We start from the raw sequence: 25,360 nt of genomic DNA, 5'->3' as shown, positions 1-25,360 counted from the left end.
CAATGGAAGAAAATAAAAATCCCAACCAAATTGATATAGAATTAAGCGAAGAAATTGCTGAAGGAATTTATTCAAACTTAGCGATTATAACCCATTCACAAAGCGAGTTTGTTCTTGATTTTATAAAAATGATGCCGGGTGTGCCAAAGGCAAAAGTTAAATCACGCATTGTGCTTACCCCTCAACACGCCAAGCGTTTGGTAAAGGCCCTAGCGGATAATGTGAATCGTTTTGAAGCCGCTCATGGTAAGATAAAGGACTTGGAAGCGGGAGCACTCCCATTAAACTTTGGCGGACCAACAGCTCAGGCCTAAATGTAATTTCTCGGATTGTTTATTTAGAATCCATCTACCAGATGACGAATAGCTTCTTCATCTTGAAGAATGATTTTTGTTCCTTTTGATACAATCATGTTTTCATCTTTATAAAAACGAAGCATTCTAACGAGTGTTTCTTTGGCCGTTCCGACAAATCCCGCAAAATCATTTCTGCTTATATTAATGATTACTTTTTTATTGTTATCATTGGATACACGATAAACTTCATTGAGGATTAATAGACTTAATGCTACTCTTTCTTTTACACCAAATTGCGAAAACACGGTCATCTTATTAATCCAAACCGAAAATTCTTTCGATAATGAAACGAGTAGTTTATTGGCAAGATTACCTGAAAATTCGAGCAGCTCCATAAAAGTTTCTTTTGGTATGAAGCTTATTACAACATTATCCATGGCTACCGCAGAAACAGGTTGTGCTTCACCGGCTAAAATTGGCCGGTATCCAAAATAATCTCCCTTCTTATATATGTAAACAATGCTCTGTTTACCCTCACTGTTGGTTTGAAAAATTTTAACCTTTCCCTTTCTTATTACGTAAATACCTTTAGGATAACTTTTTTCTCTAAATAAATAAGCTCCTTTGTTAAATTCTTTTCTCTGAATTTTATTTTTAATAAAATTCTTTTCAGTTACCGATAAGTAATCAAGTAGTGCCGTTGATTTTAAGTGATAGTTCTCTATATTAAATTCCATATTTTAAGTATAATGTTTTTATTTGTTTCATGGATTGACAATTGTCAATTTTAACAATAATTGATTTTGTAACTTTGTCCATTCGAATAAGAGTTCTGTTTTAGTTAAGCCTGTTAACGATTCAATTGTTAACGGGCTTTTTTTATTTATAAGTAGTTCTTGTTTTGATTTTTTAACGAATGAAAATCAAACACAGATATTTAATTGATGATTGTCAATGACTTTCCATTTGTTGTTTTGTTACTTGCATCTTATTAACTTTTAAATCTGTTGATTATGAAAATGCAAGCTTATTCTTTACACAATTACAAAAGTATCCCACAGATTAATAAACTTAATTCGCAGCAACTGGAAGCAATTGAAGTAGTTGGTAATGTTTTACCATTTAAGGTAAATAATTATGTTATTGAGCAATTAATAAATTGGGATAATCTCGATAATGATCCGATTTTTAAATTGACATTCCCTCAAAAAGGAATGCTTTCAGAAACACATTATGAAATGATGAAAAATTGTATATTGACAAATTCATCAAAAGACGCGATAAAAGCCTGCGCCAATAAAATTAGAAATGAGTTAAATCCACACCCGGCCGGACAATTAGAACATAACGTACCGGAAATTAATGGCGAAAAAATTGAAGGCATGCAACATAAATACCGTGAAACTGTTTTATTTTTTCCGAGTCAGGGACAAACCTGCCATGCTTATTGCACTTTTTGTTTTCGGTGGCCACAATTTGTTGGTATGAACGAATTGAAATTTGCAAGCAAGGAAGCGTCGCTACTTCAAACATATTTAACTGAACATACTGAAGTTACGGATGTGTTGTTTACAGGTGGCGATCCAATGATAATGAAAGCGAAAATTTTGGCAACTTACATTGAACCACTCATTAATTCTGACATAAAAAATTTACAAACCATCAGAATCGGAACAAAAGCATTGTCTTATTGGCCTTATAAATTTGTAACAGATGATGATGCCGATGAAATGTTGGCTCTCTTTGAATCAGTAATAAAAAAGGGAATTAATTTATCCATCATGGCTCATTTTTCACATCCGGTGGAGTTAGACACACCAATTGTGAAAGAAGCCATAAAACGTTTACGTGCTATAGGTGTTCAAATAAGAACCCAATCCCCAATTTTAAATCATATTAATAATTCACCCGAAGTATGGGCTGAAATGTGGCGAAAGCAAGTGAATTTAAATTGCATTCCTTATTATATGTTCATACCACGTGATACCGGTGCACAGGAATATTTTGCAGTAACTTTGGAAAATGCTTGGGAGGTTTTCCGAAAAGCTTACCAATCGGTAAGTGGAGTTTGCAGAACTGTACGCGGACCAAGTATGTCTTGTCAGCCCGGTAAAGTTCAGGTATTAGGCATCACTCAAATTAACGGGAAGAAATATTTTGTTTTAAGAATGTTGCAAGGACGCAATCCTGATTGGGCGGCTAGACCATTTTTCGCCGAATATGACAAAAATGCGATATGGATGGACGATTTAAAGCCGGCATTCGGGCAAAAAAAGTTTTTCTTTGAAGATGAAGGGAATAGTTTAATACAACTCTTTAAATCAAAATCAGAAGAAGAAGCGGCATAATTTTATTAAATGCTATATTTGGGTCGGGAAATCTTGTTTGATGTGTTATAGGCCCGACAAATGAACTTAAAGAAGCATAATATTGTTGAAAAACTCATTAACTGGATTCATGAGAAAACCAGCGAAAAGCAATTTTTGATATTCGCCAGTATTTTAGTTGGATTAAGCGCGGGGTTGGCTGCGGTTATTCTTAAGTTATTTGTTTCGGCGATAAAGCACTACTTAGTCGAAGGCTATCTTTTAAAAATAGATTTCAAGTATATTTATTTGCTGCTGCCATTAATTGGTATTGGTGTAACTGTTGTAATTGTTTCGTACTTTTTTCGTAACCAAATTCATAAAGGGGCCTCTTATATTTTGTATGCGATTGCTAAGCGCAGTAGTTTTTTACCATTCCATCAAATGTATTCTCATATAATTACGAGTGGACTTACCATCGGATTTGGAGGTTCTGCTGGTTTAGAGTCGCCTATTGTGAGCACAGGTTCAGCCATTGGTTCTAATTTCGCGCGTACCTATAAACTTAATTATAAGGATAGAACAATGTTACTCGCTGCAGGAGCCGCCGGTGGAATTGCAGGCGCTTTTAATGCACCAATAGCCGGTGTATTGTTTGCTCTCGAAGTGATTTTGGTGGATATTAGTATAAGTGCTTTCATTCCTTTATTAATTGCAAGCGCTTCCGGAGCATTACTGTCTAAAATTATTTTGCACGAAAGCAGTTTGCTTTTTTTTAAACTTAAACAACCCTTCGATTACCACAATGTGTTATTTTATATTTTATTGGGCTTGTTGTCAGGAATCATTTCCCTTTACTATGTTAACTTTTTTGAAAGGGTAGATCAGTTTTTTTCAAGAGTTAATTCGCGCATTACAAAATGGGTGATTGGGAGTTCGGCTTTGGCTTTGCTTTTTGCCTTGTTTCCTTCCTTGTTCGGAGAGGGTTATGAAAGTATCAAATCCTTGTCGGAAATGAATGTAGAGCAATTGTATCATAATAGCGTTTTATTTGAATCGATAAATAATCAATGGATTGTTTTGATTTTTATTCTTTCAGTTATGTTGTTAAAATCGGTTGCTGCCGCTATCACACTGGGGAGTGGAGGTAATGGCGGTAACTTTGCGCCATCCTTGTTTGTTGGAGCTTATCTTGGTTTTGCATTTGCTTTTTTTCTGCGTTTGCTTGGGTTTGATAATATTCCTTTGGTAAACTTCACTATTGTGGCAATGGCCGGAATTTTAAGTGGAGTTTTTCATGCACCTTTAACAGGTATTTTTTTAATTGCAGAAATAACCGGGGGATATGAATTAATTATCCCTCTCATGATTGTTTCTTCCTTTAGTTATGTTATTGCAAAATATTTCCAACCCGATTCGCTTGAAATAAAGCGGCTAAAGAAGATGGGAGCTATTGTTTCAGAGGATAAGGATGCAAGCATTCTAAGTAAAATTTCGATTAAGGAAGTAATTGAAACCGATTTTTCCGTTATTCATTTCAAATTAACTCTACGTGAAATTGTAGAAGTAATAAAACACTCAAAGCGCAATACATTTCCCGTAGTAAAGAAAAATAATAAATTGATTGGCATTATCTACCTCGATAGTATACGCGAAGAAATGTTTAATCCTGAATTATACGACAAAATTATTGCACGCGAAATGATGCAAAAGCCATCTACAATTATTGAGTTGAATGAAGATATCTTTACAATTATGAGAAAGTTCGAGGAATCCGGACAATGGAATCTGCCTGTAGTTGAAAATGGTTTATACATTGGTTTTCTTTCCAAATCCAGTATACTTGATAAGTATAGGAATCAATTAATGGCGATGGCTTAATTGCTATAATTTATGCTATATTCGTAATTCTAATGAAGCTTTGTAACAATTGTAACCGTTAATCCCTCAACCGTATCCGAACTTTGTGCCCATAAAATAATAAACATGGAAATTTTTGGTTACATATCTTCAATCATTATCGGTATATCTTTAGGTTTAATTGGTGGCGGTGGTTCTATTCTTACTGTCCCTGTATTAGTTTACTTATTTGGTGTTGAGCCTATGATGGCTACAGCCTATTCACTTTTTATCGTTGGTACCAGTAGTTTAGTTGGAGCCTTCCCAAAGTATAAACAAGGATTAATCAGTCTTAAAACGGCTGTCGTTTTCGGAATACCGTCTATCGCGGCTGTATTTGCCACACGTAAGTTTATCGTTCCGGCTATTCCTGCGCAAGTATTTACTTTGGGCGATTTCGTAGTTACAAAATCCATTTTAATGATGATTCTTTTCGCTGTTTTAATGGTGGCCGCTTCTGTTTCCATGATTCGTGAAAAGAAAAACAAAACAAATACGGAAGAGTCTTCTGAACAAAAATTTAATTATCCAATGATTATCCTGGAAGGTACCGTGGTTGGGGTGTTAACCGGATTAGTTGGAGCCGGTGGAGGTTTTTTAATCATTCCTGCTTTAGTAATGTTGAGTAAACTCCCAATGAAAATGGCTGTAGGTACTTCTTTGCTCATTATTGCAGCAAAATCTTTAATAGGATTCATTGGCGATTTGTCTACCAATGCCGCCAACATGGATTGGACTTTACTAATGTCAGTAACAGCTCTTGCCATCGGTGGCATCTTTGTTGGTAACACACTTTCTAAAAAAATCGACGGCAACAAACTCAAAAAAGGGTTTGGTTGGTTTGTGTTGATAATGGGAATCTACATTATCGTTAACGAATTATTTCTGAAAACCGGCGGCGGCCACTAATGTAACTCTTGTTACATTTTAATTTCGCTTGTAACTACTGTTACACTCTATGGGATTTTATCGCCCTAACTTTGTATCATAAAATTAATCCAAATAAATAATAACAAATAAAACAAACAACAATATGAAAGTAGAGCAAATATATACCGGATGTTTGGCACAAGGCGCCTACTACATCACTTCAAACGGTGAAGCAGCAATTATTGACCCGTTACGTGAGGTACAACCATATATCGATCGCGCTGCGAAAGATGGTGTAAAAATAAAGTACATTTTCGAAACGCATTTTCATGCCGATTTCGTTTCCGGGCATCTTGATTTAAGTAAAAAAACAAATGCACCGATTGTATACGGTCCAACTGCTAAACCGGAGTTTGAATCCATCATTGCTCAGGATGGCGAAGAGTTTAAATTAGGTAATGTAACCATTAAGGTATTACATACGCCGGGTCACACCATGGAGAGTTCTTGTTTCTTATTAAGAGACGAAAATGGAAAGGATACTGCGTTGTTTAGTGGAGACACCTTGTTTTTAGGTGATGTTGGTCGCCCTGACTTAGCACAAAAAGCAGCTTCCATGACACAAGAAGAGTTGGCGGGCTTATTGTATGAATCTCTAACAAAAAAGATCATGCCTTTGTCGGATGATATTACTGTCTATCCTGCACATGGTGCCGGAAGTGCTTGCGGTAAAAACATGATGAAAGAAACTGTTGATACTTTAGGTAATCAAAAGAAAATGAATTACGCTTTAAATCAACCAAGCAAAGAAGCATTCATTAAAGCGGTAACGGATGGTTTATTACCTCCTCCGGCTTATTTCCCAATGAATGTAGCTATGAATAAAAAAGGTTACGAGAGCTTTGATAAAGTATTAAGTATGGGAATGCGTGCTTTAAGTCCGGATGCTTTTGAAGCGGCTGCTGAAGTTACCGATGCTTTAGTATTGGATACTCGTCCGGCTGCTGAATTCGCTAAAGGTTTTATTCCGCGCTCAATCAGTATTGGAATCAATGGCGATTTCGCACCATGGGTAGGTGCTTTAATTAAAGATGTAAAGCAACCTTTATTATTGATTACACCTGTAGGAATGGAAGAAGAAGTTGTGACTCGCTTAAGCCGTGTAGGATTTGATAATGTAATCGGACATTTGGAAGGTGGATTTGAAGCATGGAAAGCAAGTGGCAAAGAAACAGATACCGTTAATCGTATTCCTGCCACACAATTTGCAAAAGAATTTGATGTAAAAGCCGGTAATGTATTTGACGTGCGTCGTGAAAGCGAATATCGTGCAGAGCATGTTGAGGAAGCATACAACAAACCTCTTGATCAAATCAACAACTGGTTTGCTGAAATCGATACTAACAAACCGTTTTACATTCACTGTGCTGGCGGATATCGCAGTATGATTGCGGCCAGTATTTTAAAATCACGTGGTATCCACAATTTTAAAGAGGTAGAAGGTGGTTTTAAAGCCATCGCAGAAGCGGGTGTTTCAAAAACCGATTATGTATGTCAAAGTAAATTACAAAAATAAATCAAGAGCGATGAAACTACTGAATGGAAAATGGGCGCTGATGTTAACGATGGTGTTTTCATTCATTGTATTAACAAACTGTCAGTCGCAAACAGAAAACAAAACAAAAGTTGAACCCAAAAAAGAGAATATCATGAAAAATAGTAAAGAAATAATCGTAGATGTAAGAACCGAAGAGGAATTCGAAATGGATGGTCATGCCGAAGGTTCAGTTAACTATCCTTTAGATCAGATTCAAAACAAGATTGAAGATTTAAAGAAGTACGACCACATCATTTTAGTGTGCCGCAGCGGAAATCGCGCCGGTATTGCTAAAAACATACTTGAGCAAGCGGGCATAAAAAATGTGGAAAACATGGGGCCTTGGCAGAATGCAGTTGGTGTCGTTAAGTAATTAGTTGTTAGTGGTTTGAGGCGTAATGTGACAAATGTTACATTACGCCTTTTTTATTCTCCTTATTTTAGTTTTATATTCAACTTATCATGAAAAAAGTTCTATTCTCGTTATTCTTAAATGCAGGTCTTATAACAGCTGCTTTTTCGCAGTCGTTTACAAATTCTCTGGCAATTCCATCTGTTTTAACAGGAACAAATATTAATCTCTCCATTCATACCGGAACTGTTTCATTTTATCCCGGCTTTAATACAAACACAATTGGCTTTAACGCGTATAATTATCTCGGACCAACGCTGATGTTGAACAAAGGTGATTCGGTTCATATTAATGTAAGCAATACCATGGCAGATACAACTACTGTACATTGGCATGGAATGCATGTGTCTCCAAAAAACGACGGAGGTCCGCATACCGTTATACCTCCCGGAACTACCTGGTCACCAAAATTTAAAGTTCGTGATGATGCTGCGATGTATTGGTATCACTCGCATCTTCACATGCTCACCGCCGAGCAAGTTACGAAAGGTGAATCGGGCTTAGTGATTGTGAAAGACCCAATAGAAGCAGCTTTAACATTACCTCGTAACTATGGAACGGATGATATTCCTCTTGTTGTTCAAACGCGCGCTTTCGATGCGACCAAACAATTTGATGCAATGTCGGCTATAGATAGCGTAGTACTCATAAACGGCACAAAAGACGCCTTTGTAAATTTACCTGCGCAGGTGGTGCGTTTACGATTAATAAATGCGGCAACTATGCGTTTGTTTAATTTCGGTTTTAGCAATAACGCAACGTTTTATCAAATCGGAACAGATGGAGGTTTGCTTGCTGCACCTGTTTCCATGACACGTCTTCGTTTGGCTCCGGGCGAAAGAGCAGAGGTATTACTCGATTTAACAGGTATGCAAGGACAAACCATTTATTTAACGAATTATGGAAGTCAGCTTCCTAACGGTTACTATGGTGCTCCAAATCCTGCCGCTATGGGAATGGCAACAATTCCAGGATATAGTAGTAATGGATTAAATGGTACCGATAAAAATCTAATGCAAATTAATGTAGCAGCACCAACGTCTTCTCCTGTTACAACCATTCCTTCATCACTTACTGTGGTTACACCAATTCCTCAGTCGGCGGCTAACTTTACAAGAACAAAAACGTTTACGCCCAAAACTATGGGTGGAGGCGCAGGATTAAATGGTCCATTTGTAATAAACGGACAAAGCTTCAATATGATGGTGATAAACGATACTATACCTTTTAACAACGTTGAAATTTGGAATTTAACAAACAATACGGCCATCGCACACCCATTTCATATTCACGATGTGCAGTTTTATATTATTGACATTAATGGTGTGGCACCTCCGGCTAATATGGCCGGACGTAAAGATGTGGTGGTTGTACCTTCTCAGCAAACCGTTAGATTCATAACTAAGTTTGAGAATTTCGCTGATCCAATGATGCCGTATATGTATCATTGTCATATGCTGGCTCATGAAGACGATGGAATGATGGGCCAGTTTTTGGTTTATGATTATTTTGCCGGTATTAAGGAGAATACGTACAATACTGTTTTTGCCAAAGCTTATCCTAATCCAGCCGATATTTCTTGGAGTATTATTGTGGAGGATGTTAATTTGGTTAAGACTGTAGAATTATCGAATGCAATTGGACAAAAAGTGGAGTCAGTGAAAATTGTTACTAATTATGACGGAACAATTTCTATTAATAACAATAATTTATCATCGGGAGTTTACCATCTCAAAGTTAATACATCTAAGGGTATAGCGACTTTAAAATTAATTAAGAATTAATTATGGCCGGAGAGTCAACGAAGATAAACAAAGAACTAATTTTAAGAGAGCGCCTGGCATTGCAGCGCACGCGTTTAGCTAATCAAACTACTTTATTGTCGTTTATTCGTACTTCACTTTATTTTATTGTAGCAGGATTAAGCATCAGAAGTTTATTAAAACTCGAAAATGGCTTGCTGTTTGAAATTTTGTTTTTTATTACCGCCGTAATCATATTTATCATTGGTGTTTTTAATTATTTCCGCCAAAACAGGATAATTAAGGAAAGTGAAAGACATGTGGGCGGTTATAAAGACGAATACCTACACGAAGACGAAGTTTAATAAAATTTGTTAATCTCTTAGCTATTTAAGTTAAGCCTTCCACAATGTAACTTTTGTAACCGTTTAAGCCCTGACTTATGTCATACTTTTGTGATAAATAAAGAAATTATGTTATCACTATTTAAAAAACTATTCTCATCAAAGAAAGTTGATTTAGCTACACTTATCAAAGAAGGCGCATTGATTGTTGATGTTAGAAGTAAAGCTGAATTTGCAGACGGACATGTAAAAGGCTCAAAGAATATTCCTCTCGAACTAATCGGTAATAGTGCCGAAACTTTAAAAAAACACAAACATGTGATTGTTTGTTGCCGAAGCGGAAACCGCAGTGGAATGGCACAACGCGTTTTAGAATCAAAAGGACTAACCAATGTTGTTAACGGTGGTAGTTGGCAAAATGTAAATCAATACCTATAATTATATGGAATCATTAAAAGTTTTAATCCCAACCGATTTTTCAGTTCAGGCTGAATATGCTTATCTGATGGTGAAAAAATTGGAAGAAAAAATTCCGGTTGAAATTCATTTCATTCACGTTTTATCTGTTCCTGATACAGTAACCATGGATAAGAACGGTAACATTCAAACATGCGGCGAAATCAGTGTAGATTATGTTGTATCACAAAAAGACATAGCAACACGTAAACTCAATAATTTGAAAACTATTTATGGTAATCAAGTGAATGTTCATTTGGAACTGGGAAAACTAACCGATAAAATTGTTTCCTATGCTAAGGATAATAATTTTGATTTAATAGTAATGGGTACAAAAGGCGCTTGGGGAATTAAAGAAAAATTATCCGGTTCTGAAACACAAATGATAGCGCGCCAATCGCAAATCCCGCTTTTATCACTCATGTGCGACCGATCTGACTTAGTTATTGAAAATGTTTTATTAGTACACGATTTTACAAAATCAAAAAATGAAAATCTCAATTTATTACATAAACTCATTAAAGCTTTCAATACTAAAACTCATTTATTACATATTCTAACGAAGGAAAGTGAGAGAGATACTGTGATAGCAGGTATGGATAAATTTGCCAGTGAAAATAGCATTGTTAATTACGAAAAACATTTTTTAATTGATAAGGATGTTGAGAATGGTGTGGTTCATTTTAATCAAATGCATGAGATGGATGTGATATGTATCGGTACGCACGGAAAAGGCGGTTTGTTTCATACCAGTGCCACCGAAAAATTAGTAAATCATTTATTTAAACCAATTATTTCATTTCATTTAAAATAGGAACCATGTTAGAACTCATTCAACAACCCTGGCCATGGTACGTGTCGGGTACAATAATAGCAGCAATCATGTTTGTTCTGATTTTTTTCGGACAATCATTCGGTTTTTCTGCAAATCTTCGAACCATATGCGCAGCAGCGGGAGGGGGAAAAAAAGTAAAGTTTTTCGATTTCAATTGGAAAAGTCAATTATGGAATCTGGTATTTTTAATTGGTGCCATAATTGGCGGATTTATTGCCGCTCAGTTTCTTTCCAATGGCGAACCGGTAAAAATTTCTGAAAATACGATTAGTGATCTAGCTAAGTTGGGAATTGCTGCTCCAACTTCGGCACAACCAAACGAGCTCTTTAGTTTAGACGCTGTGTTTTCTTTGAAGGACTTTTTAATTCTTGCTTTAGGTGGAATTATGGTTGGTTTCGGTTCGCGTTATGCCGGCGGATGTACCTCGGGCCACGCCATCAGTGGTTTATCTGATTTACAAGTACCATCTCTTATAGCTGTAATTGGTTTTTTTGCAGGTGGATTATTAATGACTTTTGTTTTATTACCTTTAATTCTATAAAAAATGAAATTTCTTAAATTCTTACTAGCCGGAATTGTTTTCGGTATTGTTATGGCCAAATCAGAAGCATTTTCATGGTTTCGCATACAAGAAATGTTCCGTTTTCAATCATTTCATATGTATGGAATAATTGGCACAGCGGTTATACTCGGAGTAATTGGTGTATTCCTGATCAAAAAATATAAAATGCGCGATATGAATGGTAACCCAATCATGTTTTATCCAAAAGATAAATCAATTGCAAGATACTTAATAGGAGGAACCATTTTCGGTTTAGGTTGGGCGTTGAGCGGTGCGTGTCCGGGTCCGATGGTGGTGAATATTGGTTATGGATATTTAGCTATGATTGTTGTGTTTCTTTTTGCTATACTTGGTACTTTCTTATACGGAGCCATAAAAGATAAATTACCTCATTAAAATATTTACTTATGAGCAATTCAAATAAACCTGATAGAGACCTTGCGGCGATTGTCATACGCCTGACGCAAATAATAATTGTTCTCGTTGTATTTATTATAGCTCTTGTGATTGCATTGGCAAAATTTATTCCCGCGCCTAAACCGGAGCCTGTTGTGGAAACCCCGGTGCCGGATGCTTATGGAAATTTTACAGAAGCAGGAAAGCAATCTACTGAACAAAGATTAAAGGATACTATCAATTATTGGAAGGCACCTGATGAATCTACACTGGAAGGAAATTCGAAAAAAGAATCTATTTTATATGGTAAAGATTTAATTGCACATACTTCTGTTTATTTTGGTGAGAATGGTAAAATATACAATTCTACTAATGGAATGAATTGTCAAAATTGTCATCTGGATGCAGGAACTAAAGTGTTTGGTAACAATTACAGCGCCGTTACTTCAACCTATCCAAAATACCGTGCTCGTTCAGGCGCTATCGAAAATATTTACAAACGTGTAAATGATTGTTTCGAAAGAAGTTTAAATGGAAAAGCATTGGATACAACATCGAAAGAAATGCAAGCCATTGTAGAATACATTAACTGGTTAGGTAAAGATGTGGCAAAAGGAAAAAAACCGGAAGGTTCCGGGTTCAAGGACTTAGCTTTTCTGGATAGAGCAGCCGATCCTGAGGGCGGAAAAAGTGTTTATGTAGCGAAATGTCAAAGTTGTCATCAGGCTAATGGAGAAGGAATGATGAATGGTGATAAAACGGCTTATACTTATCCGCCTCTATGGGGAGATAAAAGCTATAACGATGGCGCAGGTTTATACCGCTTATCCAACTTCGCGAAGTTTGTAAAGTATAATATGCCATTGGGTGCTTCGCATGATATGGTACAATTAACCGACGAAGAAGCTTGGGATGTGGCAGCATTTGTGAATTCGCAACCGCGCCCTAAAAAGGATATAAGTAAGGATTGGCCGAAGATAGAAGAAAAACCTTTTGATCATCCATTTGGTCCCTTCGCGGATGGGTTCAGTGAGAAGCAACACAAGTTTGGACCATTTAAGCCTATCAAGGAAAAGCAAGAGGCGATGAAGAAAAATAAAAAATCTAAAGCGTAATTATTTTTACTATGAAAAATTCAATTAAAAAAATCACAGTTGTAATCTTGATGATTGTGTCGTGGAATATAACTTCAGCACAACAGTCTCCGGTTACAAGTTCAAAGCCCGAACATAAAATTATCTTTCAATTAACTACCGGCGATACTACTTCGCATAAGCAATTAATGAAACAGTTTAGTAATATACTCTCCGTTTCTCCAACTACGCAAATAGAAGTGGTGTGTCATGGTCCGGGCTTAGATATGTTAGTTGCTGGGAAAACTATTGTGGGTGATAAAATTAAATTAATGGCCGAAAAGGGCGTTGCATTTAAAGCATGTGAATTCTCGATGAAGGAAAGAAAAGTGGAAAAAGAGAAAATTATTGAAAGTGCCGGATTTGTAGCCGCGGGAATTGTAGAAATTGTAAGTAAACAGGAACAAGGTTGGAGTTATATTAAAGCAGGAAATTAAAAATTAGTACTTAAATGAAAAAAGGCCTCTCATATTTATTTTTTATCATTTCGTTTTATTCTATTGCGCAGGATAACGGTCAGCACCATTCTACCGATAACCATCATATTTCTTTGAAGCCAAAAGACTCTACCTGCTTAAAAGATTGTTTTCTGAAAGCACATTGGGAAGCGCATTCGCGAACTTTTTTAATGCATACGATTAATGAAGGTAATTTAAAAGACGATTATGCTTTGGCATCAGGTGCCGGTATCGGAGTATTAACACAACCGGTGTATGGGTTTCAGGTAGGGGTAAGCGGATTTTTTATTTACAATTTATGGTCGAGCGATATTCATAACATAGATTCACTTACTAAACTTCCGAATCGATATGAAGTTGGCTTATTTGATGTGGAAAATCATACGAATAAAAATGACCTTGATAGATTGGAAGAGCTTTACATCAAATATAATTTATCCAAAAGTGCTATTACGGTTGGGAAAATTAACATCAATACACCATTTTTAAATCCACAGGATGGACGTATGCGTCCCACTATTGAGGAAGGTGTATGGCTGCAAATTAACGAGTCGAAAAAAATCGGGTTTAATGGTGGTTGGATATGGGAGATTTCACCTCGTTCCACAGTACAATGGTTTACGATGGCAAATTCGATGGGCATAAATCCAATGGGTGTTAATGTGGATGGTACCAAATCAGATTATCATGACCATATTAAAAGTGAAGGGATGGCTATTGCAAATGTGTATATTAAGCCAAATGAGAACTTAAAAATCAATTTGTGGAACTCTTATCTCGATAATGTGATGAACTCAGCGATGATTGAAGTAAATACCACTCAATCACTAAGTGAAAATTCAAAATTGTATCAAGGTATAATGTATATTCATCAGGATGCAGTAAATGATGGCGGTAACGAGAATCAAAGGGAAACGTATATAAACAGAGGCGCTCAGTCAAATGTAATCAGTGCGCAAATTGGAGTAAGAAGTAAGAAAAGCAATACTTCATTAAATTATACCCATATTACAGGTGATGGTCGTTATTTAATGCCGCGCGAGTGGGGAAAAGAACCATTCTACACCTTCATGCCGCGCGAAAGAAATGAGGGATTAGGTAACGTCCATGCTATTATGGCTAAAACAACACTCAACGCGTTTAAAAATAAATTCAAAGCAGGTTTAGCTTACGGATACTATTTATTGCCGGATGTAAAGGATTATCGTTTGAATAAATACGGAATGCCTTCTTATCATCAAATGAATCTGGACTTAGGTTATTCATTTGACAAATTTTTAAGGGGATTGGAAATAAAGTTTTTAGCAGTGTATAAACTAAAAGCCGGTGAAACTTATGATAATTTAAGGTATGTTTACAATAAGGTAAATATGGTAAACTTGAATTTAATTGTCGACTTTAAAATTTAAAACTCATTATGGAAAATAAAAGCGAAAAAGAAATTAAAGCCGATAATCGTCGTGATTTTTTGAAAAAATCAGCGTTGGTGGGATTGGGCACTATACTCAGTCCGGTTACGAATGTGGTAGCGTCTACTCTGGAGAAAGAAGCTACATTGGAGAGTATTGAACTTCCGCCTACCGGTAAACAAACTGTTACAGTATTAATCACAACAGATATACATTCTCAATTAAATACCCATGATGAATTTTTCTGGGAGAATGGCAAGGCTGTTTATAAAAAGCGTGGCGGCATGGCAGTTTTAAAAACGATGATTGAGTCGTTTCGTAAGAAAAATCCGGCTAATACAATTCTTTATGATGGCGGTGATTATTTTCACGGTCATGCGGTTGCCTCACTAACAGAAGGCGAGGCACTCATCCCCATTTTTAATAAATTGGGTTACGATTTAATGTTACCCGGCAATTGGGAAGTTGTTTATAAAAAGAAAAAAATGTTGTTTGATATGGGACATGCCAACGCTGCTAAAATCTGCGCGAACATGTGGCATAAAAGCGACGATAATTATAACGGTGAGCTCGTTTACCCTCCTTATTGGATAAAGTATGTGGCAGGCGTAAAAATTGGATTTATCGGTTATACCGATCATTTAATTCCGAAACGACAATCACCGGCTTACAGCGAAGGTTTACGCTTTGAGCATGCAGAAAATAATTTAGCCAAGTATGTAAAATTATTGCGTGAGGTAGAAGGTTGCGCGGTTGTAATTGTAGCCACGCATATGGGGCTTGCGCAACAAGTTGGACTAGCCAATAATCCCGTTGCAGAAGGTGTAGATATAATTATGGGTGCGGATACACATGAGCGAGTACGTGAACCTATTCAGGCAAAGTACACCAAAGTTATTGAGTGCGGAGCTTTCGGTTCATTTTTAGGTAAGCTGGATTTGGAAATTGAAAATGGTAAATTGATCAATACAAAATATCAATTACTGGATGTAGATCCTCTTAAATACTCTGCCGATAAAGAAATGCAAGCATTGGTTGATAAAGCGTACGAACCATTTAAAAATGATTTGCAAACGGTAATAGGAACCAGTAAAACGCCATTGGTGCGTTACTTTGTATTGGAGACTCCAATGGATAATCTTATTACGGATGCCGTAAAGTGGAAATTTAAACCGGATATTGCTTTATCCAATGGTTTTCGCTTTTGTCAGCCTTTAGCAGTTGATCCTAAAACAGGTTTAGCCAGTATAACGAAGGAGTTTTTATGGAATATGTTACCTGTTAATAGCGAAGCAAAAACAGGTATTGTTACCGGAAAACAATTGTGGGATTGGTTAGAAAAGGAATTACAAAACGCATTTGCTAAAGATCCTTCCAAGCGATTTGGTGGCTGGTTCGTTCGTTACAATGGAATGGAAGTGAATTTTACCGTAGGAAATGAATTTGGAAAGCGCGTAAATTCTGTGAAAGTAGGAGGGCAACCAATTGATTTAAATAAAGAGTATTCAATTGTAGCTTGTGAACGTGAAGGTGATCCGGATGATACATTATGCAGAATTGAACATGTAAAAAATCCTAAGAAGACGCCGTATTTGCTACACGATGTCATCATGGAATATTTAAAGGCAAACTCCCCGGTTGAGCCAAAGCTGGAAGGCAGAGCAATTGCTACCGACGAACCTGCTACATTGCTAACACAACTTAAAGGAACCACCTACGAATTCAGATAATAATTTTGCTCATTCTTAATTAATAAATATCTTTATAAGGATGAAAGATCTAAAAGAAAGATTGCGCAATTTTCTGGAGTTAAAACTCATTGAAGAAATTGAGAAAGAAGGCAAATTCATGTCTTTTAAGGAAGGCGATGTAATTATTGATTACAATAAAAACATCAAGTTCATGCCTTTAATTATAAGCGGAACGATTCGTGTGATGCGAAAAGATGAGGAGGATAATGAAATCCTATTGTATTATTTAAGTTCGAATGAAAGTTGCGCCATGGCTTATACCTGTTGCATGGAAGCGCGCAAAAGTGAAATTAAGGCCATTGCTGAAGATAATGTTGAATTAGTAGCCATCCCTCATGAAAAACTTGATGAGTGGTTAACTAAATATCCAAGCTGGAAAAGTTATATTTTCAATAGCTTCACGCAACGTTTTAATGAATTATTACGCTCATTGGAAAGTATCGCGTTTCATAAGCTCGATCAGCGTTTAATAAAATATTTAAAGAATAAATCTAAAGTTACCGGTAAATCCGCTATTCAGCTTTCCCATAATCAAATTGCGGAAGAATTAGGAACGAGCCGCGTAGTTATTTCTCGCTTGTTAAAGCAACTCGAAAACGAGAAAAAATTAGTCTTGTACCGCAACGAAATCAAACTCCTCAGCGATTTCTGATTTTTATCATCTTCCATCTGTAACAGTTGTTACTAAGACAGGGAAATTCTGAATCTAATTTTGTTTTAACTTATTTCGTAAAAGACTTCTCCCTCTAATAGTTAGAAGTAGTGTTTTACCTGACTTAAATCATAGGTAGAATGGAGATGCTTTATGAAATTTGCAATAAGTAAAATTAACTCTTAAAGAAAAATTCATGATCATAGAGCAAATTTACACAGGCTGTTTAGCCGAAGCAGCGTACTACATTGAAAGTAATGGAGAAGCTGCTATCATCGATCCTTTGCGTGAGGTAGAACCTTATATTCAAAAGGCTAAATCCCGTAACGCGAAAATTAAATATGTATTCGAAACACATTTTCATGCTGATTTCGTAAGTGGACATATTGATTTATCTAAGAAAACAGGTGCCGTAATTGTGTATGGTCCAACCACTATGAAAACCGGTTTTGATATGTTAGTGGGTCATGATGGTGAAGAGTTTAAATTGGGAAATATTTCCATAAAATTGATTCATACTCCCGGCCATACCATGGAGAGCTCTTGCTTTTTATTGAAAGATGAAAATGGAAAGGAGAAGGCGATTTTTACAGGTGATACTTTGTTTATCGGCGATGTTGGTCGTCCGGATTTAGCTCAAAAAGTAATTGCTGAGTTAACGCAAGAAAAGTTGGCCGCTCATTTGTTCGATTCGTTACGCAATAAAATTATGCCGTTAAGTGATGAGTTAATTGTATATCCCGGACACGGTGCAGGAAGCGCTTGCGGTAAAAATATGAGCAAGGAAACAACAGATACACTCGGACATCAGAAACAGGTGAATTATGCATTGAACCCAAATCTTAGCAAAGAAGAGTTTATTAAGCAAGTGTTAACTGGATTAACGCCTCCTCCGGGATATTTCCCGCAAAATGTGCTAATGAATATTGGCGGTTACGAAAGTTTCGATAATGTATTAAAGAAGGGTACACGCGCATTAAGCGTAACAGAATTTGAAGCGGCCGCAGAAGAAACCGGCGCGCTCATCATCGACGCCCGTAAGGCGGATGATTTTCGTAAGGCGTATATTCCTAATTCAGTAAATATTGGAATTGATGGTAGTTTTGCAGTATGGGCAGGTACATTAATTCCGGATGTTAAACAAGCATTATTAATTGTGTCTGATGCCGGCCGCGAGGAAGAAATCATCACGCGTCTTGCACGTGTTGGATACGATAATGCCTTGGGTTATTTAAAAGGAGGAGTAGAAGAGTGGATCAGGGCAAAAAAGGAAACTGATTCAGTTCAACAGATTACCGCAGAAGAATTAGCTCAAAAGTTGAAAACGGAAGCAGTAAATATTTTGGATGTGCGTAAAGCCAGCGAATATTACAGTGAACATGTTTTAGATGCAATCAATGCTCCGTTAGATTATGTAAACGATAGTATGACGAAGGTGGATAAAAATAAAACCTATTACGTGCATTGCGCGGCGGGTTATCGTTCCATGACCTTCATTTCCATTTTACAGGCGCGAGGCTACCGTAATCTGATTGATATTAAAGGAGGATTTACGGCAATTAAAAATAGCGGCTTATTTAAAGTTAGCGATTATGTTTGTCCGACTACCATGCTTTAATAGCTAAAAACTCACTTATAAAAGCCGCATTATTGCGGCTTTTTTTGTTATTTTTAGGAAGTGATTTATTTAACCTATAACGATCAGCCTAATGGAATTTATTACAGTCAGGTAATTGACGTAGTGAACTATTTAAATAGCATTCAATCCAAAGAAAAGGTTAAACTGGTAGCACTTATTTCCATTCGTAATTTCTTCGAAAACCGGAAAAAAATCAAGACACGTTTGCCGGATGCTGTTGTGTTGCCTATGGCACCGGGAGCTTCCCGATGGAAATGGAATTTGTTTCAATTAAATTCTGTTTCGGGGAAAGAAAAAATTATGGCACGCGGACCATTTGCAACGGCATTAGCGTTAAAACTCAAACAGAATGGTCAAACTAAAAAAGTGATTTTTGATGCTAGGGGTGCCTATAAAGCTGAGTTGAATGAATACAATGTGGTGAATGATGAAATACTTAAAAGTGAAATTGCGGGAATTGAACAAGATATTTTAAGAAGGAGTGATGCAATATTATCGGTATCGAAGGCTTTAGTGAAGTATTGGAAGACGGATTACAATTTCGATTCGCAGAAGCATGTTGTAATACCTTGTACTCTCAGTAATGATTTTATTTTTGAATTCCCGCCTTCCTATGAGTTATTGAATTACAAAAAGGAAATTGGATTTAGTGAGGATGACATAGTCATGGTTTATTCCGGTTCATCAGCAGGTTGGCAGTCTTTCTCGTTAGTAGAAAGAAAAATGACCGAGGTGATGGAGAAGAATGATAAAGTAAAACTGCTTTGGCTAACCCATGATTATGATCGCAACTCGGCTTTTGTTAAACGATTTGGAGATAGAATCATCACCAATTGGTTACAACCAAAAGACGTGCGCAAATATTTATTGGCAGCCGATTATGGAATTTTATACAGGGAAAACTCAATAACTAACCTGGTAGCTTCACCTGTAAAGTTTGCAGAGTATTTAAGTTGCGGATTGAATGTGTTGGTCAGCGATAATTTGGGTGATTTTAGTGAATTTGTAAAAGAGCAGGGATGCGGACAGTCAGGTGAGGCTGAATGGGATTTACAACCGGTAAATTACGAACAGAAAATAAAAAATCATGGTCTGGCCATGAAATATCTGACAAAACAAAATTTCACAGAACAATACCTTTCCCTTTTGGCTTAATGAAAAAAATTGCACTGATAACGGATGGGATTTGGCCTTATGTGTTAGGGGGAATGCAGAAGCATTCTTATTACCTCTGTAAATATTTCGCGCAAAACAAAATTGAAGTCGATTTGTATCACTTTAATCAAAGCGAATTCGACATAAATGAATTAAAAGTTTTTACCGAAGAAGAAAGAAAGTATATTCATTCTTTCATTCTGAAATTTCCAAATGAGAAAAAGGGTTTCGGACATTATTTAAAGAATTCAAGAAGCTATTCAGAACTAGTTTACGAAGTCATTAAACCACATTTAGCAACTTATGACTTTATTTATACCAAAGGTTTTTCAGGGTGGAAGTTAATAGAAGAAAAGCGTAAAGGAAATATTGAGTGTTGTAAAATAGGTGTGAAATTTCATGGGTATGAAATGTTTCAAAAGGCACCTGATTTCAAAATTTATTTACAGCAATTACTATTGTTAAGAAAACCTGTAAGGCAAATCACATTAATGGCGGATGTTGTTTTTTCTTACGGTGGTAAAATTACAGATATCGTTAAACAATTAGGTGTTTCTTCGGAAAGGATTATTGAAATGCCTTCCGGTGTTGAAGAGAATACACTCGTTGAATTCATTAAGCCAACCGGTAAAATAATTGAATTTGTATTTTTAGGACGGTACGAAAGACGAAAAGGAGTAGAAGAGTTAAATGAAGCACTGAAGTCACTCGATAAAAATTCATCATTTAAATTTCATTTTATTGGCCCTATCCCCAATGATAAAAAAATAATTGATCATCGAATCGTTTATCATGGCGAAATAAGAGAGAAGGAGACACTGAATAATTTATTACGCACTTGTGATGTGTTGATATGTCCGAGTCATAGCGAGGGTATGCCAAACGTGATTTTAGAAGCCATGAGTAATGGATTATGCGTAATAGCAACGGATGTAGGAGCCACCAATATTTTAGTGAACCATCAAACGGGCTGGTTATTAAAAGCAGGCGCTTCTGTCGCCATAAAAAATTGCATGAAAGAAGTTTTGGAAGTAAAAACTGAAATAGTTGACGAGAAAAAGAAGAATGCGTTAAGCTTAATAAAAAGTGCATTGACCTGGGAGCACTTGATACCGCAATTGCTTGAAAAAATCAGGAAAGTAAATTAATTTTTTTAAACCAATCTATTGCTGCGTTCACATCAGCAACAACTTGATATTGTCCTTTTGGTTTTTGCACTTTTAAAAAGAAATTCGCAATTATTCGATAAGCTAAATTGGGCGCAATTACAGCAGATGCCAGAATAGGAGTAGAGTCTTCCAGTTTAAGTGCATTATCTCGCGCTTCTTTTGTAATGGTAACACCGTCGCCTGCTTCAAATATAAACAGAGAGCGTTGTTTATTCGTGATTTCATTAAATGAATCAGCCATTTTTAATTGCAACTCTACATCCAAAACAGTATTGTCATGATAATATACATGTACAATACCATTTTCCCATAAACTTAAAGTTGCTTCCGGGTGTTTAATTTGTTTTATGATTTTAAAATCAGATGCTTTAACCATAATTATGTTTGAAGCACCCCCACATTGTACTGTTTTGTAATTGGTGAATGGTTTGCCATCTCAATTCCCATACTGATCACTTTTCGTGTTTCCAATGGATCGATGATTGCATCTAGCCACAAACGCGATGCCGCGTAATACGGTGTGGTTTGAGAATCGTAACGGTCTTTAATTTTATTAAATAATTCTGCTTCTTTTTCAGGAGTGATTTCTTCGCCTTTGGCTTTTAAACTGGCCACTTCAATTTGTACTAAAACTTTTGCCGCTTGCGCGCCACCCATTACCGCCACCTGAGCTGTTGGCCAACCTACAATTAAACGTGGGTCGTATGCTTTTCCACACATTGCATAATTAGCTGCGCCATAACTGTTACCAAGGATAATAGTAAACTTAGGTACTACTGAATTACTCATGGCGTTTACCAATTTGGCACCATCTTTAATAATTCCGCCATGTTCACTGCGCGAACCCACCATAAACCCGGTAGCATCTTGTAAAAACACCAATGGAATTTTCTTTTGATTACAATTCATTATGAAACGTGCTGCTTTATCAGCACTGTCACTATAAATTACGCCACCAAATTGCATTTCACCTTTTTTGCTTTTTACTACTTTGCGTTGATTGGCAACAATACCTACAGCCCAACCATCAATGCGCGCATAAGCACAAATAATGCTTTGTCCGTACAATTCTTTGTATTCTTCAAACTCACTATTATCCACCAGGCGTTCGATCACCTCGTGCATATCAAATTGTTTGTCGCGTGTATCAGGAATGATGCCGTAAATTTCTTTTGGATCCTTTTTAGGAAGAGCGGGCGTTTCACGGTTAAAGCCGGCTTTTTCATAATCACCAATTTTACTCATGATGTTACGAATGCGGGTTAAACAATCGGCATCATCCTTGCATTTATAATCTGTTACCCCGCTAATTTCACAATGTGTTGTTGCTCCACCTAAAGTTTCGTTATCAATATTTTCGCCGATAGCGGCTTTTACTAAATAGCTTCCGGCTAAAAAGATAGAACCTGTTTTATCTACAATCATGGCTTCATCGCTCATGATAGGTAAATAAGCTCCACCGGCCACACAGCTGCCCATCACTGCAGAAATTTGTAAAATCCCCATGCTGCTCATCACTGCATTATTTCTGAAAATTCTCCCGAAATGTTCTTTATCAGGGAATATTTCATCTTGCATTGGTAAATAAACGCCGGCACTATCAACCAAATATATAATTGGTAAACGGTTTTCCATGGCGATTTCCTGAGCACGTAGATTCTTTTTACCCGTAATCGGAAACCAAGCTCCGGCTTTTACAGTAGCGTCATTGGCAACAACAATACATTGCTTGCCGCTTACATAACCTATAATGATTACCACACCTCCGGCAGGACAACCACCATGTTCGGGATACATTTCATATCCGGCAAAAGCGCCAACTTCAACACGAGGACTGTCTTTATCCAAAAGAAAATCAATACGCTCGCGCGCAGTCATTTTTCCTTGTTCGTGCAATTTTTCGATGCGCGATTTTCCGCCACCTAAATATATTTTAGCTAAACGCTGTTCCATTTGTGAAATCAGCAATCGCATTTTGTCGTCGTTTTTATTGAATTCCAAATTCATAATATAAATTAGAATCGTAAATATAGCATTTAGTTTCTTTTTTTTCTTTCATAGTGGTGGTTTTTTCATCTTGTGTTATGACTGGAAATAGCTGATTTGTAAAGTTTTGGCAAAAAAGGCTGAATAGTGCTATATTTGGTTAAATCTATAAGTTGTATTGAAGAAAATTCTATCCATATTTTTAACGCTTATTGTTTTTTCTGTAAGTGGACAAAACTTCAATCTAGTAGATTCAACGGATGTTCACACAAAGGAGTTGATGAGTGGACTTAAGTCAAAATGGCCGCAACAAAAAATCTATGACTTTATAACTAAACATGAATTACAAAAGCACATTCTCAAGAATAAGGATAGTATCTTGTCTAATTTTAGTGATTTTGAACCTCAATATTTCTTATTGGTAGTTACTGCTGATGTTTTTTCGGATAATCTGGAATATGATGAAGCGCAAGAATTGGCATTAGCCTCATTGAAAACAGCTGATTCTTACAAACAAGTTTCAGCAAAGGGTGTTATTTATAACATGCTCGGAAATTTATATGGGGAGTTGAAATTATACTCAGAAGGAGTTAAATGTTTTTATGAAAGCATAGCGATTTTGCAAAAAGAGAATAAACAAGAAAAATTAGCGGTTATATATTCCAATTTTGCCGGCTTATTGTATAAAATGGGGCATGCTTCGAGAAACTATTTTGATAGTACCAGAGTTTACTTAGGAAAGTCAATTGCGATTGCTAATGAATTTGGCGATAAAGCTCATTTACAGTCGGCCTACCAAACTTTAGGTCTGTTAGAAACAGATTTGAGGAATTTTTCTGATGCGGAGCGGGCTCTTAATAAATCACTACAGTTAAATAAACAACTGGAAGATTCTGAAATGGTCGGGTATACATATTATCAATTAGGACGTTGCTTTGTTGGACAAGGTAAAGAAAGAACGGCACGCATAGCGATACGATTTCTGGATACAGCCTATCAATTTGCTATTTCTCTTTCTGATATGGAGCTGGTAGAAGAAGTGGTATACGAAAAAGCCTATGCTTATAATCAGATGGGAGAATACAAATTAAGTTCTGATCACGCGTTACGTTATGCTGAATTAAATGACAGTTTAACCATTGTAGGTAATGAGAAAATGATTGCAGAGTTAAATCAGAAGTATGAGTCGGCTCGAAAAGAAGCGCAAATCAAAGATTTGAATTTGATTCAAAAAGAAAAACAAGTTCAGTTAAATCGTCAGAGATACTTTTTAATTGCGTCCGTAATTGTGTTGTTGATTGTAATAATCGCCGTCATCACACTTTATAAATCCAATCAAATAAGGAAACGGGTGAATAATCAATTAAACGAAAAAAATCAGTTAATTGAAGCGCAAAAGAGGGAGGTGACAAATCAAAAGGAACTTATCGAAACCAAAAACAAGGAAATTCTTGATTCCATTAATTATGCACGTAAAATTCAATTGACTTTATTGGCAAATGAAGAGTTATTAAAGAATAATTTGAGTGATTATTTTGTTTTATTTAAACCGAAAGATATTGTAAGCGGCGATTTTTATTGGGCTACATTGAAAGGAGATAAATTTTACATGGCCGTTTGTGATTGTACAGGGCACGGTGTGCCGGGAGCTTTTATGAGTTTGTTAAACATTGGTTTTTTGAACGAAGCTATCAATGAAAAAAGCATTTCTCAACCAAACGAAATATTTAACTATGTACGTCAACGATTAATCGAAAGCGTAAGTAGAGAAGAGCAACAAGACGGAATGGATGGCGTATTGCTTTGTCTCGATAAATCTAACGGTCAGCTTACCTATGCCGCGGCTAATAATGCCCCTGTTTTAATAAGTTCAAATACGATCAGCGAATTACCATTTGATAAAATGCCGGTTGGAAAAGGCGTACATGAAAATAAATTTAATCTGTATGGTGTTAAGTTAGCGCCTTCCGATACTTTGTACTTATATACCGACGGGTATGCCGATCAATTTGGCGGACCTAAAGGAAAAAAATTCAAGTATAAGCAACTCAACGAGCTATTATTGAATATTCATTCTGAATCGACAAGTTCTCAAAAAGAAAAACTCGAAACTGTATTAATGAATTGGAAAAAAGGCTTAGAACAGGTAGATGATGTGTGTATTATGGGTTTAAAAGCATAACCATTCACTCATTCAAAATAACGTTTCACCCTCCTTTAACAATGTTTCACTCATTATTTTGATAATTTCTGTAACTGATACTCAGCAACTTAGTTATATATGTATAGTTT

At 36.4% G+C, this 25,360-nt stretch carries 24 protein-coding genes; 21 read left to right on the top strand and 3 right to left on the bottom strand.

Annotated elements, in window-relative coordinates; all coding sequences use genetic code 11:
• Positions 1 to 2: 2 nt before the first annotated feature.
• Positions 3 to 314, top strand: coding sequence for a DUF3467 domain-containing protein (locus J0L69_10295; protein ID MBN8693578.1), 312 nt, complete (start codon positions 3 to 5; stop codon positions 312 to 314).
• Between the two features lie 23 nt (positions 315 to 337).
• On the opposite strand, the gene J0L69_10290 is transcribed toward J0L69_10295, so the two are convergent.
• Positions 338 to 1,033 carry a Crp/Fnr family transcriptional regulator gene (locus tag J0L69_10290; protein ID MBN8693577.1) on the bottom strand — a complete coding sequence of 232 codons (696 nt, stop codon included), beginning with the start codon at positions 1,031 to 1,033 and terminating at the stop codon, positions 338 to 340.
• Positions 1,034 to 1,309: 276 nt separating this feature from the next.
• Between J0L69_10290 and J0L69_10285 the strand changes: the two genes are divergently transcribed.
• The 19 genes from J0L69_10285 (at position 1,310) to J0L69_10195 (ending at position 21,061) form a co-directional block, all read left to right on the top strand.
• Positions 1,310 to 2,644 carry a lysine 2,3-aminomutase gene (locus J0L69_10285; protein MBN8693576.1) on the top strand — a complete coding sequence of 445 codons (1,335 nt, stop codon included), beginning with the start codon at positions 1,310 to 1,312 and terminating at the stop codon, positions 2,642 to 2,644.
• A 60-nt stretch (positions 2,645 to 2,704) separates the two neighbouring features.
• Positions 2,705 to 4,483 carry a chloride channel protein gene (locus J0L69_10280; protein ID MBN8693575.1) on the top strand — a complete coding sequence of 593 codons (1,779 nt, stop codon included), beginning with the start codon at positions 2,705 to 2,707 and terminating at the stop codon, positions 4,481 to 4,483.
• Between the two features lie 105 nt (positions 4,484 to 4,588).
• Positions 4,589 to 5,410: a sulfite exporter TauE/SafE family protein gene (locus J0L69_10275; GenBank protein MBN8693574.1), complete on the top strand. Its 822-nt coding sequence runs from the start codon at positions 4,589 to 4,591 to the stop codon at positions 5,408 to 5,410.
• A gap of 124 nt (positions 5,411 to 5,534) precedes the next feature.
• Entirely contained in the window at positions 5,535 to 6,947 is a 1,413-nt protein-coding gene (locus J0L69_10270) for an MBL fold metallo-hydrolase (GenBank protein ID MBN8693573.1), read from the top strand.
• A 10-nt stretch (positions 6,948 to 6,957) separates the two neighbouring features.
• Positions 6,958 to 7,341 carry a rhodanese-like domain-containing protein gene (locus J0L69_10265; protein ID MBN8693572.1) on the top strand — a complete coding sequence of 128 codons (384 nt, stop codon included), beginning with the start codon at positions 6,958 to 6,960 and terminating at the stop codon, positions 7,339 to 7,341.
• Between the two features lie 89 nt (positions 7,342 to 7,430).
• Positions 7,431 to 9,164 (top strand): multicopper oxidase domain-containing protein, encoded by a 1,734-nt coding sequence (locus J0L69_10260; GenBank protein MBN8693571.1) that lies wholly within the window; start codon positions 7,431 to 7,433, stop codon positions 9,162 to 9,164.
• Between the two features lie 2 nt (positions 9,165 to 9,166).
• Complete coding sequence (locus tag J0L69_10255; protein MBN8693570.1) at positions 9,167 to 9,487, top strand: DUF202 domain-containing protein; 321 nt, start codon at positions 9,167 to 9,169, stop codon at positions 9,485 to 9,487.
• A gap of 108 nt (positions 9,488 to 9,595) precedes the next feature.
• On the top strand, positions 9,596 to 9,904 hold the full coding sequence (locus tag J0L69_10250) for a rhodanese-like domain-containing protein (protein ID MBN8693569.1): 309 nt from the start codon (positions 9,596 to 9,598) through the stop codon (positions 9,902 to 9,904).
• Positions 9,905 to 9,908: 4 nt separating this feature from the next.
• On the top strand, positions 9,909 to 10,736 hold the full coding sequence (locus J0L69_10245; GenBank protein MBN8693568.1) for a universal stress protein: 828 nt from the start codon (positions 9,909 to 9,911) through the stop codon (positions 10,734 to 10,736).
• Positions 10,737 to 10,741: 5 nt separating this feature from the next.
• Positions 10,742 to 11,299 (top strand): YeeE/YedE family protein, encoded by a 558-nt coding sequence (locus J0L69_10240; protein MBN8693567.1) that lies wholly within the window; start codon positions 10,742 to 10,744, stop codon positions 11,297 to 11,299.
• Between the two features lie 3 nt (positions 11,300 to 11,302).
• Complete coding sequence (locus J0L69_10235) at positions 11,303 to 11,716, top strand: YeeE/YedE family protein (GenBank protein MBN8693566.1); 414 nt, start codon at positions 11,303 to 11,305, stop codon at positions 11,714 to 11,716.
• Between the two features lie 11 nt (positions 11,717 to 11,727).
• Positions 11,728 to 12,831, top strand: coding sequence for a c-type cytochrome (locus tag J0L69_10230; GenBank protein ID MBN8693565.1), 1,104 nt, complete (start codon positions 11,728 to 11,730; stop codon positions 12,829 to 12,831).
• Between the two features lie 11 nt (positions 12,832 to 12,842).
• Positions 12,843 to 13,286: a DsrE family protein gene (locus J0L69_10225; protein MBN8693564.1), complete on the top strand. Its 444-nt coding sequence runs from the start codon at positions 12,843 to 12,845 to the stop codon at positions 13,284 to 13,286.
• A 14-nt stretch (positions 13,287 to 13,300) separates the two neighbouring features.
• Entirely contained in the window at positions 13,301 to 14,716 is a 1,416-nt protein-coding gene (locus tag J0L69_10220; protein ID MBN8693563.1) for an OprD family outer membrane porin, read from the top strand.
• 8 nt (positions 14,717 to 14,724) lie between these two features.
• On the top strand, positions 14,725 to 16,446 hold the full coding sequence (locus tag J0L69_10215) for a 5'-nucleotidase C-terminal domain-containing protein (GenBank protein ID MBN8693562.1): 1,722 nt from the start codon (positions 14,725 to 14,727) through the stop codon (positions 16,444 to 16,446).
• Between the two features lie 40 nt (positions 16,447 to 16,486).
• Complete coding sequence (locus J0L69_10210) at positions 16,487 to 17,119, top strand: Crp/Fnr family transcriptional regulator (GenBank protein MBN8693561.1); 633 nt, start codon at positions 16,487 to 16,489, stop codon at positions 17,117 to 17,119.
• A gap of 196 nt (positions 17,120 to 17,315) precedes the next feature.
• Entirely contained in the window at positions 17,316 to 18,737 is a 1,422-nt protein-coding gene (locus tag J0L69_10205; protein ID MBN8693560.1) for an MBL fold metallo-hydrolase, read from the top strand.
• A gap of 60 nt (positions 18,738 to 18,797) precedes the next feature.
• Positions 18,798 to 19,913: a hypothetical protein gene (locus tag J0L69_10200; GenBank protein MBN8693559.1), complete on the top strand. Its 1,116-nt coding sequence runs from the start codon at positions 18,798 to 18,800 to the stop codon at positions 19,911 to 19,913.
• Positions 19,913 to 21,061 (top strand): glycosyltransferase family 4 protein, encoded by a 1,149-nt coding sequence (locus J0L69_10195; protein ID MBN8693558.1) that lies wholly within the window; start codon positions 19,913 to 19,915, stop codon positions 21,059 to 21,061. The genes J0L69_10200 and J0L69_10195 overlap by 1 nt, the downstream gene beginning before the upstream one ends.
• Here J0L69_10195 and J0L69_10190 read toward each other — a convergent pair.
• The gene (locus J0L69_10190) at positions 21,045 to 21,458 is read right to left on the bottom strand and encodes a hypothetical protein (GenBank protein ID MBN8693557.1); all 414 of its coding nucleotides are present in this window, start codon (positions 21,456 to 21,458) and stop codon (positions 21,045 to 21,047) included. The two genes, J0L69_10195 and J0L69_10190, sit on opposite strands and share 17 nt — an antisense overlap.
• A 2-nt stretch (positions 21,459 to 21,460) precedes the next feature.
• Positions 21,461 to 23,089 (bottom strand): acyl-CoA carboxylase subunit beta, encoded by a 1,629-nt coding sequence (locus J0L69_10185; protein ID MBN8693556.1) that lies wholly within the window; start codon positions 23,087 to 23,089, stop codon positions 21,461 to 21,463.
• A gap of 157 nt (positions 23,090 to 23,246) precedes the next feature.
• Here J0L69_10185 and J0L69_10180 point away from each other — a divergent pair, with 157 nt between their 5' ends.
• Positions 23,247 to 25,250, top strand: coding sequence for a SpoIIE family protein phosphatase (locus tag J0L69_10180; protein ID MBN8693555.1), 2,004 nt, complete (start codon positions 23,247 to 23,249; stop codon positions 25,248 to 25,250).
• Positions 25,251 to 25,360: the final 110 nt, after the last annotated feature.

Source organism: Bacteroidota bacterium, assembly GCA_017303905.1.
In the GTDB taxonomy this organism is placed as follows: Bacteria; Bacteroidota; Bacteroidia; order B-17B0; family Aurantibacillaceae; genus JAHEYG01.
Note: the sequence above shows the minus strand (reverse complement) of the source record. Positions and strands in the feature narration are given on the sequence as shown.

Excerpts from the sequence above, each read along its gene's own strand:
- J0L69_10185 (MBN8693556.1), bottom strand. The coding sequence starts at position 23,089 with ATGAATTTGGAATTCAATAAAAACGACGACAAAATGCGATTGCTGATT.
- J0L69_10250 (MBN8693569.1), top strand. The coding sequence starts at position 9,596 with ATGTTATCACTATTTAAAAAACTATTCTCATCAAAGAAAGTTGATTTA.
- J0L69_10245 (MBN8693568.1), top strand. The coding sequence starts at position 9,909 with ATGGAATCATTAAAAGTTTTAATCCCAACCGATTTTTCAGTTCAGGCT.
- J0L69_10290 (MBN8693577.1), bottom strand. The coding sequence starts at position 1,033 with ATGGAATTTAATATAGAGAACTATCACTTAAAATCAACGGCACTACTT.
- J0L69_10225 (MBN8693564.1), top strand. The coding sequence starts at position 12,843 with ATGAAAAATTCAATTAAAAAAATCACAGTTGTAATCTTGATGATTGTG.
- J0L69_10285 (MBN8693576.1), top strand. The coding sequence starts at position 1,310 with ATGAAAATGCAAGCTTATTCTTTACACAATTACAAAAGTATCCCACAG.
- J0L69_10255 (MBN8693570.1), top strand. The coding sequence starts at position 9,167 with ATGGCCGGAGAGTCAACGAAGATAAACAAAGAACTAATTTTAAGAGAG.
- J0L69_10190 (MBN8693557.1), bottom strand. The coding sequence starts at position 21,458 with ATGGTTAAAGCATCTGATTTTAAAATCATAAAACAAATTAAACACCCG.
- J0L69_10265 (MBN8693572.1), top strand. The coding sequence starts at position 6,958 with ATGAAACTACTGAATGGAAAATGGGCGCTGATGTTAACGATGGTGTTT.
- J0L69_10205 (MBN8693560.1), top strand. The coding sequence starts at position 17,316 with ATGATCATAGAGCAAATTTACACAGGCTGTTTAGCCGAAGCAGCGTAC.
- J0L69_10195 (MBN8693558.1), top strand. The coding sequence starts at position 19,913 with ATGAAAAAAATTGCACTGATAACGGATGGGATTTGGCCTTATGTGTTA.
- J0L69_10280 (MBN8693575.1), top strand. The coding sequence starts at position 2,705 with ATGAACTTAAAGAAGCATAATATTGTTGAAAAACTCATTAACTGGATT.
- J0L69_10220 (MBN8693563.1), top strand. The coding sequence starts at position 13,301 with ATGAAAAAAGGCCTCTCATATTTATTTTTTATCATTTCGTTTTATTCT.
- J0L69_10215 (MBN8693562.1), top strand. The coding sequence starts at position 14,725 with ATGGAAAATAAAAGCGAAAAAGAAATTAAAGCCGATAATCGTCGTGAT.
- J0L69_10240 (MBN8693567.1), top strand. The coding sequence starts at position 10,742 with ATGTTAGAACTCATTCAACAACCCTGGCCATGGTACGTGTCGGGTACA.
- J0L69_10275 (MBN8693574.1), top strand. The coding sequence starts at position 4,589 with ATGGAAATTTTTGGTTACATATCTTCAATCATTATCGGTATATCTTTA.
- J0L69_10230 (MBN8693565.1), top strand. The coding sequence starts at position 11,728 with ATGAGCAATTCAAATAAACCTGATAGAGACCTTGCGGCGATTGTCATA.
- J0L69_10295 (MBN8693578.1), top strand. The coding sequence starts at position 3 with ATGGAAGAAAATAAAAATCCCAACCAAATTGATATAGAATTAAGCGAA.
- J0L69_10235 (MBN8693566.1), top strand. The coding sequence starts at position 11,303 with ATGAAATTTCTTAAATTCTTACTAGCCGGAATTGTTTTCGGTATTGTT.
- J0L69_10270 (MBN8693573.1), top strand. The coding sequence starts at position 5,535 with ATGAAAGTAGAGCAAATATATACCGGATGTTTGGCACAAGGCGCCTAC.
- J0L69_10210 (MBN8693561.1), top strand. The coding sequence starts at position 16,487 with ATGAAAGATCTAAAAGAAAGATTGCGCAATTTTCTGGAGTTAAAACTC.
- J0L69_10260 (MBN8693571.1), top strand. The coding sequence starts at position 7,431 with ATGAAAAAAGTTCTATTCTCGTTATTCTTAAATGCAGGTCTTATAACA.